General features: G+C 68.6%; 19 protein-coding genes. 6 read left to right on the plus strand and 13 right to left on the minus strand.

Annotated features, from left to right (window positions below):
• Positions 1-246: 246 nt before the first annotated feature.
• From rplI to rpsF, 4 genes are all read right to left on the minus strand, one after another.
• The gene (rplI, locus tag ABIC28_RS07100) at positions 247-702 is read right to left on the minus strand and encodes a 50S ribosomal protein L9 (RefSeq protein WP_097210829.1); all 456 of its coding nucleotides are present in this window, start codon (positions 700-702) and stop codon (positions 247-249) included.
• A 13-nt stretch (positions 703-715) separates the two neighbouring features.
• A complete protein-coding gene (gene rpsR / locus ABIC28_RS07105) occupies positions 716-958 on the minus strand; it encodes a 30S ribosomal protein S18 (protein ID WP_027502095.1) in 243 nt (80 codons plus the stop codon).
• A 64-nt stretch (positions 959-1,022) separates the two neighbouring features.
• Positions 1,023-1,547, minus strand: a complete 525-nt coding sequence (locus tag ABIC28_RS07110) for a single-stranded DNA-binding protein (protein WP_097210828.1) — start codon at positions 1,545-1,547, stop codon at positions 1,023-1,025.
• A 65-nt stretch (positions 1,548-1,612) separates the two neighbouring features.
• Positions 1,613-1,900 carry a 30S ribosomal protein S6 gene (gene rpsF, locus ABIC28_RS07115; RefSeq protein WP_027502097.1) on the minus strand — a complete coding sequence of 96 codons (288 nt, stop codon included), beginning with the start codon at positions 1,898-1,900 and terminating at the stop codon, positions 1,613-1,615.
• Between the two features lie 187 nt (positions 1,901-2,087).
• On the opposite strand from rpsF, the gene ABIC28_RS07120 reads away from it, so the two are divergent.
• Together ABIC28_RS07120 and ABIC28_RS07125 are read left to right on the plus strand one after the other, a co-directional pair.
• On the plus strand, positions 2,088-3,470 hold the full coding sequence (locus ABIC28_RS07120) for a glycosyltransferase family 87 protein (RefSeq protein ID WP_245221100.1): 1,383 nt from the start codon (positions 2,088-2,090) through the stop codon (positions 3,468-3,470).
• A complete protein-coding gene (locus ABIC28_RS07125; protein ID WP_209928048.1) occupies positions 3,467-4,051 on the plus strand; it encodes a GNAT family N-acetyltransferase in 585 nt (194 codons plus the stop codon). The genes ABIC28_RS07120 and ABIC28_RS07125 overlap by 4 nt, the downstream gene beginning before the upstream one ends.
• On the opposite strand, the gene ABIC28_RS07130 is transcribed toward ABIC28_RS07125, so the two are convergent.
• The 3 genes from ABIC28_RS07130 to ABIC28_RS07140 all read right to left on the minus strand — a co-directional run bounded on the left by ABIC28_RS07130 (position 4,041) and on the right by ABIC28_RS07140 (position 8,832).
• Positions 4,041-5,531, minus strand: a complete 1,491-nt coding sequence (locus ABIC28_RS07130) for a glycosyltransferase family 87 protein (RefSeq protein WP_354578407.1) — start codon at positions 5,529-5,531, stop codon at positions 4,041-4,043. The genes ABIC28_RS07125 and ABIC28_RS07130 overlap by 11 nt on opposite strands.
• A gap of 174 nt (positions 5,532-5,705) precedes the next feature.
• A complete protein-coding gene (locus tag ABIC28_RS07135) occupies positions 5,706-8,315 on the minus strand; it encodes a transglycosylase domain-containing protein (RefSeq protein ID WP_257017228.1) in 2,610 nt (869 codons plus the stop codon).
• Positions 8,316-8,403: 88 nt separating this feature from the next.
• Positions 8,404-8,832 (minus strand): DUF5318 domain-containing protein, encoded by a 429-nt coding sequence (locus tag ABIC28_RS07140; RefSeq protein ID WP_027502101.1) that lies wholly within the window; start codon positions 8,830-8,832, stop codon positions 8,404-8,406.
• Between the two features lie 201 nt (positions 8,833-9,033).
• Here ABIC28_RS07140 and ABIC28_RS07145 point away from each other — a divergent pair, with 201 nt between their 5' ends.
• From ABIC28_RS07145 to ABIC28_RS07160, 4 genes are all read left to right on the plus strand, one after another.
• Complete coding sequence (locus tag ABIC28_RS07145; protein WP_143548395.1) at positions 9,034-9,891, plus strand: DUF1707 SHOCT-like domain-containing protein; 858 nt, start codon at positions 9,034-9,036, stop codon at positions 9,889-9,891.
• A gap of 27 nt (positions 9,892-9,918) precedes the next feature.
• The gene (locus ABIC28_RS07150) at positions 9,919-10,713 is read left to right on the plus strand and encodes a DUF1707 SHOCT-like domain-containing protein (protein WP_097210825.1); all 795 of its coding nucleotides are present in this window, start codon (positions 9,919-9,921) and stop codon (positions 10,711-10,713) included.
• 128 nt (positions 10,714-10,841) lie between these two features.
• Positions 10,842-11,402 carry a PadR family transcriptional regulator gene (locus ABIC28_RS07155; RefSeq protein WP_027502104.1) on the plus strand — a complete coding sequence of 187 codons (561 nt, stop codon included), beginning with the start codon at positions 10,842-10,844 and terminating at the stop codon, positions 11,400-11,402.
• A complete protein-coding gene (locus tag ABIC28_RS07160; protein ID WP_097210824.1) occupies positions 11,395-12,495 on the plus strand; it encodes an inositol-3-phosphate synthase in 1,101 nt (366 codons plus the stop codon). Before ABIC28_RS07155 ends, ABIC28_RS07160 begins: the two co-directional genes overlap by 8 nt.
• 80 nt (positions 12,496-12,575) lie before the next feature.
• On the opposite strand, the gene ABIC28_RS07165 is transcribed toward ABIC28_RS07160, so the two are convergent.
• The 6 genes from ABIC28_RS07165 to ABIC28_RS07190 form a co-directional block, all read right to left on the minus strand.
• On the minus strand, positions 12,576-14,846 hold the full coding sequence (locus ABIC28_RS07165; protein ID WP_097210823.1) for a transglycosylase domain-containing protein: 2,271 nt from the start codon (positions 14,844-14,846) through the stop codon (positions 12,576-12,578).
• A gap of 86 nt (positions 14,847-14,932) precedes the next feature.
• Positions 14,933-15,127 (minus strand): hypothetical protein, encoded by a 195-nt coding sequence (locus tag ABIC28_RS07170; RefSeq protein ID WP_097210822.1) that lies wholly within the window; start codon positions 15,125-15,127, stop codon positions 14,933-14,935.
• A 10-nt stretch (positions 15,128-15,137) separates the two neighbouring features.
• On the minus strand, positions 15,138-15,938 hold the full coding sequence (locus tag ABIC28_RS07175) for a carbohydrate ABC transporter permease (RefSeq protein ID WP_097210921.1): 801 nt from the start codon (positions 15,936-15,938) through the stop codon (positions 15,138-15,140).
• 152 nt (positions 15,939-16,090) lie between these two features.
• Positions 16,091-17,176 carry a carbohydrate ABC transporter permease gene (locus ABIC28_RS07180; RefSeq protein WP_097210821.1) on the minus strand — a complete coding sequence of 362 codons (1,086 nt, stop codon included), beginning with the start codon at positions 17,174-17,176 and terminating at the stop codon, positions 16,091-16,093.
• Between the two features lie 68 nt (positions 17,177-17,244).
• Positions 17,245-18,522, minus strand: a complete 1,278-nt coding sequence (locus ABIC28_RS07185; RefSeq protein WP_097210820.1) for an ABC transporter substrate-binding protein — start codon at positions 18,520-18,522, stop codon at positions 17,245-17,247.
• A gap of 146 nt (positions 18,523-18,668) precedes the next feature.
• On the minus strand, positions 18,669-19,742 hold the full coding sequence (locus ABIC28_RS07190) for an ABC transporter ATP-binding protein (protein ID WP_209928045.1): 1,074 nt from the start codon (positions 19,740-19,742) through the stop codon (positions 18,669-18,671).
• Positions 19,743-19,870 lie beyond the last annotated feature (128 nt).

Below are 19,870 nucleotides of genomic sequence, written 5' to 3' on the forward strand. Positions count from 1 at the left end.
ATCGTACCTTTTCTTATTCACGCACCTGTGGATGAAAATACTTTCGGCGTGTCCCACGGGTTGGGCATCCGGGCGTGTTGCCGAAACGCGCTGACCTCGCAATATGAGTTGCATCACAGTGATCGATCACACGAACTGGACGCTTGTCTTGGGACCCCGTCACAACGCGCGGAAAGTTATCCACAAACGACTCGGGGCCCCGCAGACCATAGGTCCGCGGGGCCCCGAGGGCGAACGTGGGTCGGACTAGCCGGCGACCACGTTCAGGTGGAACTTGGCAACGACGTCGGGGTGCAGGTTCACAACCACGGCGTGCTTGCCGGTCGCCTTGATGTGCGCCTTCGGCAGCTCGAGGCTGCGCTTGTCGACGACAGGGCCACCGGCGGCCTTGATGGCGCCGGCAACGTCGGCGGCGGTGACCGAGCCGAACAGCTTGCCCGTGTCGCCGGCCGTCTTGACGGTCAGCGAGACGCTCTCGAGGCCCTCGATCGCGGCCTTGATCTCCTTGGCGTGGTCGAGTCCGCGCACGGCGCGGGCTTCCTGCGCACGGCGGATGCCGTCGACCTGCTTCTCGGCGCCACGGGTGGCGACGATCGCGAGACCGCGGGGCAGCAGGTAGTTACGGCCGTAACCGTCCTTGACCTCAACGGTGTCGCCGGGCGCACCGAGGTTGTCCACGTCTGCAGTGAGGATCAGCTTCATGTCTTCCCTTTCCTTAGCGAGCCGTCGAGACGTAAGGAAGCAGAGCGACCTCACGCGAGTTCTTCACGGCAACGGCCACGTCCCGCTGGTGCTGGACGCAGTTGCCGGTGACACGGCGCGCGCGGATCTTGCCGCGGTCGCTGACGTACTTACGCAGCAGCGTCGTGTCCTTGTAGTTGATCTGCGTGTTCTTCTCTTTACAGAAGGAGCAGACCTTCTTCTTCATCACCTTGTCGCGCAACGGCGGCTTCGGCATTGTCTTTCTCCGTACTTTCAATGTTCGTTCGCATCAGATCCCGGCGCTGTCGCCAGAGCGGAGATCAGAACGGGGGTTCGTCGTTTCCACCACCGGAGCCACCGAACGAGCCGGACGACTGCGGGGCGCTGCCCCACGGGTCGTCGCCGCCGGAGTTGGCAGCCGGGCGTCCGCCGCCCGAACCGCCCGAGGAACTGAACCCTCCGCCGCCTCCGCCGCCACCGCGGTTGGCCTTGTTGACCTTGGCCGTGGCGTACTTGAGCGAGGGGCCGATCTCGTCGACCTCGAGTTCCATGACAGTGCGCTTCTCGCCCTCGCGAGTCTCGTAGGACCGCTGCTTGAGCCGTCCACTCACGATCACCCGAGAACCGCGAGTCAGGGACTCGGCAACGTTCTCTGCGGCCTCACGCCAGATGTTGCAGCGCATGAAGAGCGCCTCGCCGTCTTTCCATTCATTGGACTGACGGTCGAAGGTGCGGGGCGTCGATGCGACGGTGAAGTTCGCAACCGCGGCCCCCGCGGGGGTGAATCGAAGCTCGGGATCAGCCGTCAAGTTTCCGATGACGGTGATCACGGTGTCGCCTGCCATGTGGGTTCCTCCTGCAGTGTGTGGAATCCTGTTGCGCCGAGCCTAGGGCCAGGCGCAGACAGAAATCACTTGTTGTGGCGCAGAACCTTGGTGCGGAGCACCGACTCGTTCAGGCCGAGCTGACGATCCAGCTCGTTCACGGTGGCAGGGGTCGCGTTGATGTCGATCACCGCGTAGATGCCTTCGCTGTGCTTGGCGATCTCGTAGGCGAGACGGCGCTTACCCCAAACGTCGACCTTGTCGACACTGCCGCCGTCCTGGCGAACAACATTGAGGAACGTATCCAGCGACGGAGCGACGGTGCGCTCGTCCAGGCTGGGGTCAAGGATGACCATCAATTCGTAATGACGCATAAGACCTCATCACCTCCTATGGACTAGTGAAACGGCCACGGACTATCCGTGACAGGAGGGTCGTTGCGTCAGCAACCCATGCAGGTTACACGAGCGGCCCCTGACCTGCGAAATCGCGTCCGTCCGGGCGACGGCTACGAGGGCGGAGGAATCCCTCCCGCGGCCTGGACCACCTAGGCTGACAACCATGCGGACGCGCGCCCAGGCAGGGACACCGGCGGTGGCGGTCACCGTGACGCTGCTGTGCGGGCTCACCCTTGCCCTCGGTTATCTGAACAAGGCCAGGTGCGCGGGCGCCCCATTCGCCGAGAACGGCCGCAGCCTCGTCTTCGACCGGCTCAAGGACAGCAACTTCTGCTACTCCGACATCCAGTTCCTCTGGCTCGGCCGCGACATCGACAACCACGTCTTCCCCTACCTCACGGGCGGCATCACGCCGGACGGATTCCTGACCGGCGGCACCGTCGAGTACCCCGTGCTCAGCGGGTTGCTGATGTGGCTCGGCGGGATCGGTGCACACAACGATGCCGAGTTCCTGCTGAACTCGGCGCTGATCCTGGTGCCGTTCGGGCTCGCCACCGCGTGGATGCTCGGTCGGCTCGCGGGCTGGCCTGCGCTGCTGTGGGCGGCCGCCCCGCCACTGGTCCTCTACGCCTTCCACAACTGGGAGCTGCCGGTCGTCGCGGCCGCCACCGCGGCGATCTTCGTGGTCGTGTACTACCAGCGGATCCCGCTGCGCACCAGGGCGATCGGCGCCGCCGTCCTGCTCGCGATCGGCCTGTGCCTGAAGATCTACCCCGGCGCCTTCGTGCTGCCGCTGATGGCCTTCGTGTTCACCGGCGGGGCCGACGGCGCCGAGCTGCCCTCCTCGGTGCGGGGCCGGTTCGATCCGAAGGGTGCGCTGATGGTGGCCGCCGCTGCGGCGGGCACGGTGATCGCGATCAACCTGCCGTTCGCGCTCGCCGGCTATCCCGGCTGGCTCGCCTCGTTCACCTTCCAGTCCGATCGCCAGGCCGACATCACCACCAACTCGATCTGGTACTGGGGGGTGCGGCAGCTGTTCGGCGGCGTCGAGGGCCCGGACAGCGCCTACGCGTCCTTCGTCGGCCTGGCCTCACCGCTGCTCATCGCCGCGTCGTTCGCGCTGGCGCTCTGGCTCGGCTTGCGCCGGTATCGCCGCGAGGGCAGCTACCCCTGGATCGCGGTGAGCGCGGCGATGCTGTGCGGCTTCATGTTGCTGCACAAGGTGCATTCGCCGCAGTACACGCTGTGGCTGATCCCCTTCCTGGTGCTGCTGCGGGTGCCGTGGGCGCTGATCGGGGGCTACCTGCTCGCCGACCTGGCGATGGGGATCGGGGTGTTCCGCTACTTCTACGAGCTCGCGAGCGGATCGGACGCGTCCGTGATGGAGTTCGTCGTGCAGTTCGGCGTCTGGGGGCGCGCGGCGTTGCTGGTGGTGCTGTTCTTCGTCTTCCTCCGTGCACGCCCGCGATGGGACGCCGCGGGCGCCGACGCGGGCCCGCGGCACGGCCTCGGTCATCGGGATCCGGCCCTCACGGCGGCGTCATGACCGGACCCTGGTTCGAGCAGCCCACGCTCACCGGCGAATACGTCCGCCTCGAGCCGCTGACCCTCGCGCATGCCGAGGACCTGTACCGGGCCGCGGACGACCCGACACTGTTCCACTGGACCTGGCGCCCGATCGAAAGCGTCTCGGACGCAACCGAGTACATTTCCCACGCGCTCGACGACCCGCAGCGGCTGGCGTACGTCCAGATCGACACCGCGACCGGCGTGGTGGTCGGCACCACCTCGTACTACCAGATCGACCCGCTGCACCAGTCGCTCGCGATCGGCTACACCTGGCTCTCCCGCTCCGCCCAGGGCGGCCGGATCAACCCGGAGGCCAAGCTGCTGCTGCTGCGCCGGGCCTTCGAGGATCTCGGTGCGGTGCGAATCGAATGGCACACCGACGAGCTCAACGCACACTCGCGCGGCGCGATCGCCAAGCTCGGCGCCGAGTTCGAGGGGCTGCTCCGCAAACACCGCCGCCGCCAGGACGGAAGTTGGCGCAACACAGCACTTTTCTCGATGATCGACGACGACTGGCCGCTCGCCCGCGCCCAGCTCGAGGCGCGGATCAGCGAATAACCGGCGCCTCCGACCACGCCTGCGTGCCGCGCCGGTCCCGCGGGCGCAGCCAGGACGGCAGCCACCCCGGCGGCCGGTCCGGGGCGCCGTCGAGGACACCACCGACCGGGTCGTCCACCCCGGCTTCGCGCACCAGGTCCAGTTCGGGGCGGCGGATCTGCCGGATCACCAGCACGCACAGCGCGACGACCGCGACATCCCGGAGAATCACCGTCGCGGTGAACCACTGCTCGGGCAGCCCCTTGTTCTGGACGCCCAGGTAGTAGTACATCCGCGGCACCCAGACGAGGGCATCGATCGTCATCCACGCCAACAGGATTCGACGATGCGGCAGCGCGAGCACCGCGAGCGGAACCAGCCACAGCGAGTACTGCGGACTCCACACCTTGTTGGTGAGCAGGAAGGCCGCGATCACCAGGAAGCACAGCTGCGCGACGCGGGGCCTGCGGGCGGCGGTCAGGGCCAGGTACCCGATGCCGACGCAGGCGGCGGCGAACAGCACCAGCGACACCGCGTTCAGATTCGTCGGGGTCTCACCGCCGGCCAGCGGGCCGTCGAAACCGGGCCAGCCGGTGAACGAGGAGATCACGTTGTAGATCGAGTCCGGGTCGGCGCCCCGCTCGGAGTTGAGCCGGAAGAACTCCCGCCAGCCGGCCGGGAACAGCAGCGCGACGGGCAGATTCACCACCAGCCAGGCCGCGGCCGCGCCCGCAACGGCCTGCCACCACGGCCGCATCCTGCCCGCGCGCAGGCACAGCACCAGCAGCGGACCGAGCAGCAGCAGGGGGTACATCTTGGCGGCACCGCCGAGCCCGAGCAGCACGCCTGCCAGCACCGGCCGCCTGCGCGCCCAGCCGAGCAGGCCGCCCGCCGCGAACGCCGTCGCCAGCGGGTCGAAGTTGGTGAACGCGTGCACCACCACGAGCGGGGACACCGCGACCAGCGCCGCGTCCCAGACCCGCCTGCCTGCCAGTAGCACCGTCGCCCAGACCGTGACCAGCCACGCCAGCGACAATCCCAGCGCGACCACGTTGAAGTAGAGGACCACCTGCAGCGCCCCTGGCAACCAGGAGACCGCGTCCCAGGCCTTGGCGACCTTCATCGAGCCGTATTGGTAGAGCCCCGCGAGCACCGGGTACTCCATGTACCGCACCTGCGTGGACCCGTCGCCCGCCTTCTCCTCCCACGACTTCTTGTACGGGAAGGCGCCCTCGTCGAGCCGTTCCGCGCCGTACAGCGGCACCGTGTCCGAGTAGCACAGCGCGGTGTACTGGCGGCTGCCGCTCCAGTCCAGGCCGAGCGCACCGCCGGGCCCGTTCGGGGCCTGCTGGAGGCACGCCGCCTTGGTGGACCAGCCGAGGGCGAGGAAGACGACCGCCAGCAGCAGGATCACCCGCAGCGGGGTGAGGAAGCGGGTCCGGCCGACGAGCGCGTGCCGCCCGACCGGTCCGCCGATGACGCCGCTGAGCTCGGCCACCATCGGATCGGTGCGCCCGGGCAGGTCCCGGTCCACGACTGACCGGCAGTCGTCCGCCAACGGGCCCGGCGAGGCGATGACCGCGCCGCCCGCAGGCTCCTGTGGTGGAGCATGCGGAACGACCGTCACGGTGCTGTCGTCAGGTTGCTCGGCCACCGCAGTGACGTTACCGATCGGCTATCGGTTCGGCCGGATCGGCGCTCCCTGCGGGCTGCCTCCCTGCGCGTTGGCTCCCGGGCTCAGACCGTCCTCGGCCTCGACCTCGTCCTGCGTCGGCTGGCCCGGCGACGGACCCGGATCGACCGTCGCGGGCGGTGTGGTCGGCCTCGGCGCCAGACCCGGCAGCGGGATCGTCACGCCGGGCAGGACCTCCACCTGGCGCGGGGTGATGATGACCGGAGGCAGCGTCAGCCCCGGTGCCGGCGTCGGGCTCGGCGTGACGGCCGTGGTCTTCGGCGGCACGTACGGCGCGGTGTACGCGGGCACGCCTGCCTGACCGGCGATCGCCTCGGGCTTCGGGAAGGTCTCGACGTCGGTGCCCTTCAGCGCGCCGTCCATCGTGGCCTTCCAGATGTCGGACGGTAGCCCCGAGCCGTACATCAGTCCGCCGTAGCTGTTCTGCAGCGGCAGGCCCTGCTCGGTGCCCACCCACACGGCGGTGGCCAGCGACGGGGTGTAGCCGACCATCCAGGCGTCCTTGTTCTGGCCGGTGTCGCCGAGCTGCGCGGTGCCGGTCTTCGCGGCGGACGGACGCCCGCCTGCCAGGCCGTGGTTGCGGGAGTAACCCGCGATCGGCTGCATGGCGGACGTCACGTTGTCGGCGACCGCCGGCTTGAGCCGGGCCTCGCCTGCCGGCGCGGGCCCGCGATCGAGCAGCACCGTGCCGTCGCCGGTGACGACCTTCTGCACGAAGTGCGGCGCGCGGTAGACGCCGGAGGCGGCCAGGGTCGCATACGCGGATGCCATGTCGATCACACGAGACTGGTACTGGCCCAGCACGATTCCGTACTCGGAGGACCCGTTCGGCTCCTGCAGGGTGATGCCCTTGACGTCGGGGATCTCCTCGGGGATACCGGCCTTGTGCGCGATGTCCGCGATCTTCTCCGGGCCGTTCTCGATGGACATCATCTGCCGGTAGAAGCTGGTGTTCAGCGACCGCTTGAGCGCCTCGGCGATGGTGCAGGTGCCGCAGGACTCGCCCTCGACGTTGGTGATGGTGATGCCGCCGATCGTCAGCGGCCCGCTGTCGTACATCTTCGACAGCGGGATGCCCTGATCGAGGGCCGCCGCGAGCCCGAACACCTTGAACGACGAACCGGTCTGCAGCCCGGACTGGGCGAAGTCGAAGCCGGCGCCGTCGGCGCCGCCGTAGTAGGCCTTCACCCCGCCGGTCTTCGGGTCGACCGAGACGACCGCGGTGCGCAGCTCGGGCTTCTCGCCCTCCATGTTGTTGTTGACCGCGTCGACCGCCGCCTGCTGGGCCTGCTGGTCGATGGTCGTGGTGATCTGCAGTCCCTCGGTGTTGAGGACCTGCTCGTTGATGCCGTTCGCGGCGAGTTCCTTGATCACCTGGCTACGGATCAGGCCGTCAGGACCCTTCGCCGAGACGCCGTTGTCGACCTCGGACTGCGAGATCGTGTGCGGGTACTTGGCGCCCGCCCGCTCGCCCGCGCTGAGGGTGTTCGCACTGACCATGCCGTCCAGGACGTAGCCCCACCGGCTCTCGGCGCCGGTCGGGTTCGTCTCGGGGTCGAGCAGCGACGGCAGCTGGATGCTCGCCGCGAGCACGGCGCCCTCCTCGACCGTGAGCTCCTCGACCGGCTTGTTGAAGTAGGCCTTCGATGCCGCCGCGATGCCGTACGCGCCGCGGCCGAAGTAGATGGTGTTCAGGTAGGCGACAAGGATGTCGTCCTTGGACCACTGCCGGGCCATCTTCGAGGAGATGACGAGCTCGCGCATCTTGCGGGTGAGAGCGCGCTCGTCACCGACCAGCGCGTTCTTCACGTACTGCTGGGTGATCGTCGAGCCACCGCCCGCGTCTTCCCTGCCGAGGACATTGTCGCGCGCGGCCCGGGCGAAGCCGGAGACGGAGAACCCGGGATTGGTGTAGAAGTCCCGATCCTCGGCCGAGAGCACGGCGTTGCGCACGTGCGGCGGGATCTGGTCGATGGTGACGTCGGTGCGGTTGCCCTCCGGCGGGACGATCGTGCTGATCACGGAGGTGCCGTCACTGTTGTAGATCGTGGCGACCTGGTTCGTCTTGATGTCGCCGGGCTTGGGCACGTCGGCGCCCGTGTAGGCGACCATGAACGTCAGCAGCGGCACCACCAGTCCGAGGGCGACGAGGCTGATCACGGTGCGGCGGATGATCTTCCAGCGCTTCGAGCTGCTCTTCTTCGGCGGCTTCGGCGGCTGACCGCCCGACGAGCCACCCCTGCCCTTCGGCGGCGGGCCCGCCGGGGGACGACCACCGGGCCCGTTACCGCTACCCGACGCGGTGCGGGGCGCGGCGGGCCGCTGTGCCGGGGGGCGCTGAGCCGGAGGCCGCTGCGCCGCGGGGCGGGGCGCCTGGCCACGTGCGGCGTAGTTGACCTGCCCCTGGTTCGGCGGCGGGTACCCGGCGGCCTGGTTGGGGCGCGGCGGCGCGCCCTGCGGATACCCGGGCGCCTGGTTGGGCCGGGCCTGCGGGTATCCGGGTTGAGCGTTGGGCTGTGAGTACCCCGGCGGTCGGCCCCCCGGTGGCGGGCCACTCGGCCGCGGCTGTCCGGCGGGTCGACCACCCTGCATGTTGTCGTAGGGGGAACTCACGTAGGAATCTCCAGTGCTCACGTAGACACGGCTGTGTCAGTTACATCGTTCGGCGGGTTGGTGGTGCTCACTCACTCGCAATGCGGCGACTCGGCGCACGCGCACCCGAGGGGCGGCGAGCCCGTTTCGGGGCGGGGGCCGCTCCGAGCACATACGACTGCACCAGGTGGTTCCAACTGCAGGTGCGGCACACCTCGACGACGTGGACGGAGAACTCCTCCTGGGTCGTCGCCAGCCGAACCAGCTCCTCCGACGTACGTGCCGAACCCGAGATCGGGCCCAGCCTGTCGCCGAACACCCACGAGACGAGGGTGAGCTGTTCTTTCCTGCAGATCGGACAGGTCGCGTCGGAGCCCCTGCCGTGGAACTTCGCCGCGCGCAGCAGGTAGGGACCGGCATCGCACACCTCGGCGACACCCGTCCGGCCGGAGTAGACCTCGGCCAGCAGGGATCGCCGCTGTAGCGCGTAGTCCACCACCTGCCGCTGCAATCGCACGTGACCAGAGTACGTGGGCAATCGTGCGAGGTCTCGGGTTGGCGGCGGCGCGAGCTGCGACACGCCGGGCCGACACCCGCGGCGCACCCCGCCCGACCAGTGGCTGCGCCGTGCCAGTGCCGGATCGCGAATCGGCACTGTCGATCGCGCCACTACCCGGCTGCCGGACCCCGTCGCGCCGCTTCTCCTATCATTTCGACCGTGGCCAGCCGCAATACGACCCGAGCGCGGGACATCGACCGCTCGAACACCTGCACGCTGCTCGACGCCGGGTACGGCGAGGGCCAGCTCGACTTCGACGAGCACAAGTCGCGCACGGCAGCGGCCATGTCCGCCAGAACTCTCAGAGAGCTGGAGTCACTGGTCACCGACCTGCAGCTGCCGACGGCCCTGACCGACACGCTCAGCGCGGCGGACCGGCCCGCGCCGCCGCGCCGTGGGGCGCTGGTGGCAGGCATCGCCGTGGTGGTCGCCGCAGCGGTCGCGCTGATCCTGATCAACCAGGACGGCCCCGATCCCGCGCCCGCGACGGCCGCCCCGCCGGTCGCGCCGCTGGCACCGATTCCCCCCGCAGCGCCCGCGCCCGACAAGTACGCCGACGTCGCACCGAGGGTCATCGCGCCGATCGACACCCTCACGGCGGCCGGCATCGAGGAGTTCATCCGTAAATATCGGGAGAGATTCGGTGACACCCTCGTCTACGACGCGAACTTCCGCAGCGACTACGTCAGCATCACGCGGATGATGCCCGACCAACCCGACCGCGAGCAGGACTACACCTTCCGCGGCGGTTTCGACCCCGACAGCGTGTCGAGCCACACCAGCGACGATCCGCCGTTCGACCTGGCGAGCGTCGACCTCGACGCCCTGGCCGGCCACCTCCTCGGCGCCGCCCAGTCGGTGCGGGTCCCGGGCGGGGCGATCAACTACATCGGGATGCAGTTCGAACAGGGCGACCCGACGGTGTCCATCTACGTGGACAACGAGGAGACCGGCGCGAGCGGCTACCTGGAGCTGAGTCCCACGGGGGAGGTAACCCGCGTGTCCACGCCCAGCTGATCGGCAGCGCGCTCCTATGCTCGGCGGGTGCCGAGCAACTCCTCGCTGCGCATGCGCGCCCGCGACACCGACCGCGTCGACGTGTGCGGGCTCCTCGACTCCGCCCACGACGACGGCCAGCTCTCCGACTTCGAGCACCGCGACCGCACCAAGGCGGCGATGGCCGCCCGGACCCTCGCCGAGCTCGACGCGCTGGTGTCGGACCTGCAGATCCCCGACAAGCTGAAGGGGTCGCTGCCCCTCCCGCCGACCGGCCCCGGCCTCGGCCTGCACCTCCGCCCGCGCCTCGCCATCGCCATCGGGGCCGTGGCGGCGCTCGGCGCCGTCGTCTTCTTCGCGATCGGCGGCGGTGACGGCGACGCGGACGCTCCCGACCGCCCCGAGAACGTGCTGTCCGCTCCGGGGCTCGCCCAGATGATCGACGAGCTGCGCGCCGGATACGGCGACGCGGTGGTCGACGAGGCGACGATCTATCCCGAGTACGCGCGGATTCAGCGCGCCCAGCCGGGGGCGCCCGGCATGTCCCAGGACATCGACTATCGGGACGGACTCCAGGAGCCCGATTCCCGCACCGGTCGGGACCCCAAGACGATCCCGGTCGATCTGGCCCGGCTCGACATTCCGGCCGTGGTCGGGCTGCTGCTCGGCGCCCCGCAGACGCTGGGCGTGGCAACACCGGATTCGATCCACATGTCCGTCGAGAACGGGGACCAGGGCCCCGAGGTGTCGATGTACCTGTCCGACGGGCGGATGGGCACGTCCGGACACATAACCGCGGGGTTCGACGGGGAGGTCTTCTCGATCTACCCCGCGACGGACTAGCCCGGCCCGGAGCGTACGTCTAGCCGTGACGCCTTGTCACACAAACGCGCCTTGTCGTAGGCTCCTATATATCGGCGCGATATAGTTTGCTGTCGCATCAATCGATAGGTGACTCAGGAGGTGCAGTAATGCTCGAACTCGCGATTCTCGGGCTGCTCCTCGAATCACCCATGCACGGATACGAGCTGCGCAAGCGGCTGACCGGCCTATTGGGCGCGTTCCGCGCCTTTTCCTACGGTTCGCTCTACCCGACACTGCGCCGCATGCAGACCGACGGGTTGATCGCCGAGGACGCCGGGCCGACGGGTGCCTCCATGCGACGTGCCCGCCGCGTATACGAGCTGACCCCTGCCGGCAGGCAGCGGTTCGCCGAACTGGTCGCCGACACCGGTCCGCAGAACTACACGGACGACGGTTTCGGCGTTCACCTCGCCTTCTTCAGCCGCACCCCCGCCGAGGCGCGGATGCGGATCCTCGAGGGAAGGCGACGTCAGGTCGAGGAGCGCCGCGAGGGGCTCCGTGAGGCCGTTGGGCGGACCACCGGTTCCCTCGACCGCTACACCCGGCAGCTGCATCAGCTCGGTCTCGAGTCGAGCGAGCGCGAGGTGCGCTGGCTCAACGAGCTGATCGTGGCCGAACAAACATCGACAGCAGTACCCAAGAAAGAAGGAGAACCCGACCATGGGTGAGAACAGCACCTCGGTGCGCGTGGCCATTGTGGGCGTGGGGAACTGTGCCTCGTCCTTGGTCCAGGGAGTCCACTACTACAAGGACGCCGACGAGACGGCCACCGTGCCGGGCCTGATGCATGTGAAGTTCGGTCAGTACCACGTCCGCGACGTCGAGTTCGTCGCCGCGTTCGACGTGGACGCCAAGAAGGTCGGCTTCGACCTCTCCGAGGCGATCCTCGCCAGCGAGAACAACACCATCAAGATCGCCGACGTGCCGCCGAGCAACGTCACCGTGCAGCGGGGCCCGACCCTCGACGGCATCGGCAAGTACTACGCACAGACCATCGAGGTCTCCGACCTCGAGCCGGTCGACGTCGTCGCGGCCCTCAAGGCGGCCAAGGTCGACGTCGTCGTGTCCTACCTCCCGGTGGGCTCCGAGGATGCCGACAAGTTCTACGCCCAATGCGCGATCGACGCGGGCGCCGCGTTCGTCAACGCCCTGCCCGTGTTCATCGCCTCCGACCCGGAGTGGGCCGCCAAGTTCAAGGACGCCGGCATCCCGATCGTCGGCGACGACATCAAGAGCCAGGTCGGCGCCACCATCACCCACCGCGTGATGGCGAAGCTGTTCGAGGACCGCGGTGTCGTGCTGGACCGTACCTACCAGCTCAACGTCGGCGGCAACATGGACTTCAAGAACATGCTCGAGCGCGAGCGTCTGGAGTCCAAGAAGGTCTCCAAGACCCAGGCCGTGACGTCGAACCTGACCGGTGCACTCGCCGGCAAGGTCCACGACCGCAACGTCCACATCGGCCCCTCGGACTACGTCGAGTGGCTCGACGACCGCAAGTGGGCGTACGTCCGCCTCGAGGGTCGCGCCTTCGGTGACGCCCCGCTGAACCTGGAGTACAAGCTCGAGGTCTGGGACTCGCCGAACTCGGCAGGCATCATCATCGACGCCGTCCGCGCCGCCAAGATCGCGCTCGACCGCGGCATCGGCGGACCGGTCTACCCGGCGTCGGCGTACCTGATGAAGAGCCCGCCGGTCCAGATGGCCGACGACAAGGCCCGCGCCGAGCTCGAGGCCTTCATCATCGGAGCGGACGACTAAACACCGCAGCCATCCAAAGGCCCCCCGAACGAATTCCGTTCGGGGGGCCTTTGGGGCACCCGCGCGCCCGTGCGAAGCGCCTACCCCGGCAGCGGGATGACGATGCCAGGCAGGATCTCCACATTCCGCGGCGGGGGCGGCGGCGGAAGCGGCGCGGGCGGCACGAATACCGGCGGGGCCGGGGCCTCGACCGGGGGTGCGCCATCCGGGACAGCCGGGGCCGCCGGGGCCTGCGGCAGCGGCGCCTGCTGTCCCGAGCCACCCGTGTTGGTGCGGGAACCATCACCGGTGCCGCCACCCGAGTACGCGGGCACACCCGACTGGCCACCGATGGGCTGCGGCCACGGGAAGGACTCGAAGTCGGTGCCCTCCAGCGCGCCGTCCATCGTGCCCTTCCAGATGTCCGAGGGCAGCCCGGACCCGTAAATCGATCCGCCCCACTGGTTCACGATCGCCTGCGACTGCTCGGTACCGATCCAGACCGCGGTGGACAGCGACGGCGTGTAGCCGACCATCCACGCGTCCTTGTTCATCCCGGTGTCACCGAACTGCGCGGTCCCGGTCTTGGCGGCCGACGGCCTCCCTCCGTACAGGGCGTGCCCGTTCGAGTAGACCGCGATCGGGAGCATCGCCTGGGTGACATTGTCGGCCACCGCGGCATCGAGCCGCCGTTCCCCCTGCGGCGCAGGACGATCCAGCAGTACGGCGCCGTCCGCGGTCACCACCCGCTGCACGAAGTAGGGCTGATGGTAGATCCCGGATGCGGCAAGCGTCGCGTACGCGGATGCCATGTCGATCGGACGGGACTGGTACTGCCCCAACACGATTCCGTTCTCCGGCGGGCCGCCGTTCTGGGTCAGGCTCTCGCCCTCGACGCCGGGGATCTGCTTCGGGATGCCGGCCTCGTGCGCGACGTCGGCGATCTTCTGCGAGCCGTTCTCCATCGACAGCGTGAGCCGGTAGAAGCTGGTGTTCAGCGACTGCTTGAGCGCCTGCGCGATGGTGCAGGTCCCGCAGCCGTCGCCGCCCACGTTCGTGATCTCCACCTGACCGACAGTGAGCGGGGCACTGTTGAACATCGTCTGCAGGCCCTTTCCCTCCTTGAGCAGGGCGGCCAGCCCGAACACCTTGAACGCGGACCCGGTCTGCAGCGGCGACTGCGCGAAATCGAAACCGGCACCGTCGGATCCGCCGTAGTAGGCGCGGACCGCACCGCTGCGCGGATCGATGGACACCACCGCAGCGCGCAGCTCCTGCGGCTCGCCCGCCATCGTCTCGCGCACCGACTCCAGCGCCGCGTCCTGCGCCTTCGGGTCGATGGTGGTGGTGATCTGCAGCCCCTCGGTGTTCAGCTGCTGCTCGCTGATCCCGGCCGCGGCCAGCTCGGCGAGCACCTGCGCCCGGATCAGCCCCTCCGGTCCGCGCGCCGCGTTCGCATCCACCAGCTGACTCGCCGGCACCACCGCCGGGAACAGCGCGGCGGACCGCGCCTCCTTCGACAGCTGGCCCTGGCTGACCATGCCGTCGAGCACGTACCGCCAGCGGGACTCGAGCCTGGCGCGGTTGGTCTCGGGGTCGAGGCTGGACGGGCTCTGGATGACGGAGGCGAGCACGGCGCCCTCCTCGACCGTGAGCTCCTCGACCGGCTTGTTGAAGTAGGCCTTCGACGCGGCCGCGATGCCGTACGCGCCGCGACCGAAGTAGATGGTGTTCAGGTAGGCGGCGAGGATGTCGTCCTTGGACCACTGCCGGGCCATCTTCGAGGAGATGACCAGCTCACGCATCTTGCGGACGACGTTCCGGTCCGCGCCGACGAGGGTGTTCTTGACGTACTGCTGGGTGATCGTCGAGCCGCCGCCCGCGCTGGCCTTGCCGAGGATGTTGTCGCGTGCTGCCCGGGCGAAGCCGGAGACGGAGAAACCGGGATTGGTGTAGAAATCCCGATCCTCGGCGGACAGGACCGCCTGCCGGACGTGCTCGGGGATCTGCGCGAGCTCCACATCGGTGCGGTTGCCCTCCGGCGGCACGACCTTCGTGATCGTCGAACCGTCGGTGGCGAAGATCGTCGCCACCTGGTTGGTACGCATGTCCGAGGGATGCGGCACCTCGGCCTGCCAGTAGCCGACAGCGAACACCGCGGCAGGCACGACCACCAGCAGCGTGACGAGCCCGGCCGCGATCCACAGGAACAGGCGGCGCCTGCTCCGCTTCGGGGGAGTGGGCTCATCACCCGGCGGGTCGCCACCACCCGGTTCTTCGGGCGGCGGCGGGGTCGTCGGGGCATTGCTGGCGGGCGAGCTCACATGCAGGATTCCTGTCTGGGAGACCGAGTCTTCCCTGCATCCTGACATTCGTAAACAGGCGTGGCCATCGACGCGCCACAATTCCGCCGAGCCGAACTGGACGGGCCACCAGATTCACCCGCGACGGATGAGGGTCAGCGCACCCGTCGCCACACCGCGACGGCCAGCCCGAGCAACACCGCACAGCCGGCCAGCACCAGCGACTCGGTGACACCAGCCTCGCCGCGCACGATCCCGGCCACCGCCGCGATGAACGCCATGACCGTGAAGAACCCGAGGATCCCGATCAGCATCTCGACCTGCTGGCGACGCCGCGCCCGGTTCTTCACGAGCCGCGGCTCACGACTTGACGCCGCCCGCGGTCAGACCCGACACGATGCGGCGCTGGAAGATCAGCACCATGATCACGAGCGGGACCGTCACCAGGGTGCCCGCCGCCATCACCGCGGTGTACGGCTGAGAGAAGGAGTCCGGGCCCTCGAACCGGGCGATCGCCACCGTCACCGGCTCGGTCGCGCGGGTGGAGAGCATGTTCGCCAGCATGTACTCGTTCCACGTCGCGATGAAGGCGAGGATCGCGGTGGTGAACAACGCAGGCGCCGCCAGCGGCAGGATCACCTTCCGGAAGGCCTGCCCCCGCGAGGCGCCGTCGACCCGGGCCGCCTCCTCGAGCTCCCACGGCAGGTCGCCAAGGAAGGAGGTCAGCGTGTAGATGGTCAGCGGCAGCACGAACGAGATGTTCGGGACGATCAGCGCCTGGTAGTGACCGATCCAGCCGATGTCACCGAAGAGCTGGAACAGCGGCGTCACCAGCGCGACGCCGGGGAACATCGAGGCCGCCAGGATGATGCCGGTCACGACGTACTTGCCGCGGAACTCGATCCGCGCCAGCGCGTACGCGGTGAAGATGCCGAGCATCATCGCCACCGCGGTGGTCGCGGCGCCGATGATGAGGCTGTTGACGATGGCACCGAGGAAGTCGTTGCCCTTGTCGGTGGCCAGCGCGTCCCGGAAGTTGTCGAGCGTGACGTAGGTCGGCCACGGGGTGGTGTCGAAGGTGTGGTCGACGTCCCGGAACGCGGTGATGACCATCCAGTAGAACGGGGCCAGCCCCCAGATCAGGATGATGGCCGCACCCATGTAGGTGCGCACGCTCGGCCAGGGGGACCGCCTGCGGCGCTCGATCGGCGCGGCCTGTTCGGGGCCCCGCCCGATGGGCGACTTCGCAAGCGCGTCGCCGCGACCGAAGGGCGACTTCGCCAGCTCGTCGCTGCGGTGCCGTCCCGCCATCACTACTTGTCTCCCTTGCGCTGTTCGTCCTGCGTGCGCACCGCGTTGGCGCCGAGGAACTTCACCATGATGAAGGCCACCGCGAAGATCATCAGGAACACCAGCGTCGACAGCGCGGACGCACTGTTGAAGTTGCCGTTGCGGATGTCCGCGACCACCAGGATCGACATCGTGGTGGTCGGGGTGGCGCCGCTGTCGCCGTTGAGGATCGCGGGCAGGTCGTACATGCGCAGCACGTCGAGGGTGCGGAACAGGACCGCCACCATCAGCGCGGGCTTGACCAGCGGCAGCGTGATCTGGGTGAACCGCTGCCAGGCGCTGGCGCCGTCCACCTTGGCGGCCTCGTAGACGTCCTGGGGGATCATCTGCAGACCGGCCAGGATGAGCAGCGCCATGAACGGCGTGGTCTTCCAGACGTCGGCGACGATCACCGCGAACCGGGATGCCCACGGATCCGTCGTCCACGCGATGTCGGTCCCGAGGATCTTGTTGGCGATGCCGTTCTCCGCGAAGATGAAGAACCACAGCTTGGCGGTGACCGCCGTCGGGATGGCCCACGGGATCAGCACCGCGGCCCGCAGCAGCGAACGGCCGAAGAAGGTGCGGCCCATGATCGTCGCCATCCACAGGCCCAGCAGGACCTCGATGGTCACGGTGACGGCCGCGAAGAAGAAGGTGATCCCGACGGACGGCCAGAAGTCCGCGCCCAGGGTGCCGGGCGGGCAGGACCCCATCCCGGAACCACAGTTCTGGGTCAGCCACATCAGGTAGTGGTCGAAGCCGGCGAAGCCGCCCTTGGTGAACGTGCCGGTCACCGGGTCGAGGCCCTTGTCGGCCTGGAACGAGAGCCAGATGGCCCGCAGGACCGGGTACAGGATGACGATCGCCAGGATCACCATCGTCGGCGCGATCAGCCACACCGCCCGCAGGTCTCTCTTGCGCGGTGGTGGTGCTATGTCGTCGTGACCCGGATACCCGCTGTCGGGTACCTCGCGCCCGGAGGCGCTGACGTCGCGGCCGGAGTCGGTGAGGACTCCGGCCGCGGCGCGAGCCTCGTCTGCCTGCCGTGGCCCAGCAGAGTCAGCCATCGTTGGTGTACCTGGTTCTCTTCGTGTTCGAACTGCCAGGGCCCGAGCCGGGCCCTGGCCTTACTGACTTACTTGGACGCGGCCGAGATCGCCGCGGACATGTCCGCGGTCGCCTGGTCGACACTCATCTTGCCGGTGATGGCGGCGTACGCGTTGTCCTGGATCGCCTTGGTGACGGCGTTGTAGAACGGCGTGACGGGTCGCGGCACGGCGTTCTCCAGCGCGGACTTGAGCGCGGGCAGGTACGGGTACTTGGCGATCAGCGCGGCGTCGTCGTACACGGACGCGAGCACCGGCGGGAACGACGCGTCCGCGAAGGACTGCTGGTTCTCCGGGTTCTGCACGAACGCGACGAAGTCGCGTGCGGTCTGCTTGCTCTTCGAGTTCACGTTGATGCCGTTGTTGTAGCCGCCAAGGGTGGACGCGCCGGGGCCGGTGGGGCCGACGATCGGCGCGACCGCGACGTTGCCCTTGACCTTGGAGCTGTCCTTCTCGGCGTTCGTGTACATGTACGGCCAGTTGTAGGCGTACATGGACTCGCCACCGACGAACGCGAGGTTGGTCTCCTCCTCGGTGAAGCCGGTGGAGCGCTTGGCGATCTGGCCCTTCGCGTAGGCGTCGACGAGCGACTGCAGGCCTGCCTTGGCCTGCGGCGACTCGACCTCGGGGGTCTGGCCGTCGGGGCCGACGACCGAGCCGCCCCACGAGTTGATCGCCTGCGTGGTGTTCACGGTCAGGCCCTCGTACTGCTTGAGCTGGGTGACCAGGCAGTCAACGGACTTGGCGGTGGCCGTGGCGCAGCTGTCCGTGAGCGCCTGCCAGTTCGCCGGCGCCGTGGGCATCAGGTCCGTGCGGTAGTAGAGCAGCTGCGCGTTGGTGTTCTGCGGGGCCGCGAACAGCTTGTCGCGGTAGGTCGCGCTGGCGACGGTCGCGGGCAGCAGACCGGACGTCTCGATCGCCAGGTCACCCTCGAGCGGCTGCAGCCAGCCGTTGGCGGCGAATTCGGCGGTCCAGGTGACATCGAGCGCCATCACGTCGTAGTCGGAGTTGCCGGCCTGCAGCGACTGGACCAGCTTGTCGCGCTGGTCGTCGGCCTCGCCGGGGAGTTCCTTGAGCTCGACCTTCTCGTCCGGGTGCGCGGCGTTCCAGCTCGCGATGACCGGGGTGAGCTTGTCCGTGTCGTTCTTGCCCATCGCGAACGAGATCGGACCACGGCCGCCGGTGTTCTCAGCCGAGGCATCGCCGGAGCCCGAGCCGCTGTCGCTCGAACAACCGGTGATCGCGAGCAGCGATGCGGCGGTTGCCGCGACCGCCGCACGGCGGACCGCCTTCGTATTCAGAACCATGGAGTATCTCCCCGGTAGTCGGTGGATCGGATCGGTCGGTTCGGCGCAGCACGAAACGCGCGACGCCGATGCCCGTGTCGTTGCCTACTGTGGCACGGAACACCGCCGAACCGAGACATTACGTCGAACCTGAATCGGTCAGGAATCTAGTCGAGCCTGCGGCCGTCCGCAGCGGAGAACAAGTGCAGCTCGGAGGGGTCGACGTGCAGCCGGACCTGCTGGCCCTTCTGCGGCGGGTTGCGCCAGTCGGCGCGGGCGACGACCTCGTGCGGGGCGCCTGCGAGGGTGGTCCGGCCGTAGATGTAGGCGTCCGAGCCGAGCTCCTCGACCACGTCCACCTCCATCGGGATGCCCCGGTCGGAGAACTCCAGGTGCTCGGGGCGGATGCCGAGCACCACCTCCGGCTCGTGCGCAAGGGCGAGGGCGCCGCGCGGTACAGGGATCACGGTCTCGCCGAACAGCACGCCGCCGTCCGTGACGGGCAGGGTGAACAGGTTCATCGAGGGCGAGCCCATGAAGCCGGCCACGAACATGTTGGCCGGCCGGGAGTAGAGCTCGCGCGGCGAGGCGCACTGCTGCAGCAGCCCGTCCTTGAGCACCGCGACCCGATCGCCCATCGTCATCGCCTCGACCTGATCGTGGGTGACGTAGACGGTGGTGGTGCCGAGCCGGCGCTGCAGCTGCGCGATCTGGGTGCGGGTCTGCACGCGCAGCTTCGCGTCAAGGTTGGAGAGCGGCTCGTCCATGAGGAACACCTGCGGCTGGCGCACGATCGCGCGGCCCATCGCGACGCGCTGCCGCTGGCCGCCGGAGAGCGCCTTCGGCTTGCGGTCGAGGTACTGCGAGAGGTCGAGGAGCTTCGCGGTCTCCTCCACCCTCTGGCGGATCTCCGCCTTCGGGGTGCCCGCCAGCTTCAGCGCGAAGCCCATGTTCTCGGCGACCGACATGTGCGGGTACAGCGCGTAGTTCTGGAACACCATCGCGATGTCCCGGTCCTTCGGCTCGGTGCCGGTGACGTCCTTGTTGCCGATCAGGATGCGGCCGGAGTCGACCTCCTCCAGCCCCGCGAGCATGCGCAGCGAGGTGGACTTGCCGCAGCCGGACGGGCCGACCAGGACGAGGAACTCGCCGTCCTCGATGTGCAGGTTCAGCTTGTCCACGGCCGGCGTGGTGGAGCCGGGGAACACGCAGCTGGTGGAGTCGTAGGTGACTGTCGCCATGGGTGTCGATCGATCCCTTCACCGGCAGGAACGTGCCGGACGATCCGAGTTGAGGGTGGTGCGCGGCCAGTATCGCAGAGCGCGCCGATGAGTTCCGCCGTCGAGGCTGGTCTACCTGTTCACACGCC

The sequence above is a fragment of the Rhodococcus sp. PvR044 genome (assembly GCF_040548995.1).
Lineage (GTDB): Bacteria > Actinomycetota > Actinomycetes > Mycobacteriales > Mycobacteriaceae > Rhodococcus_G > Rhodococcus_G oryzae.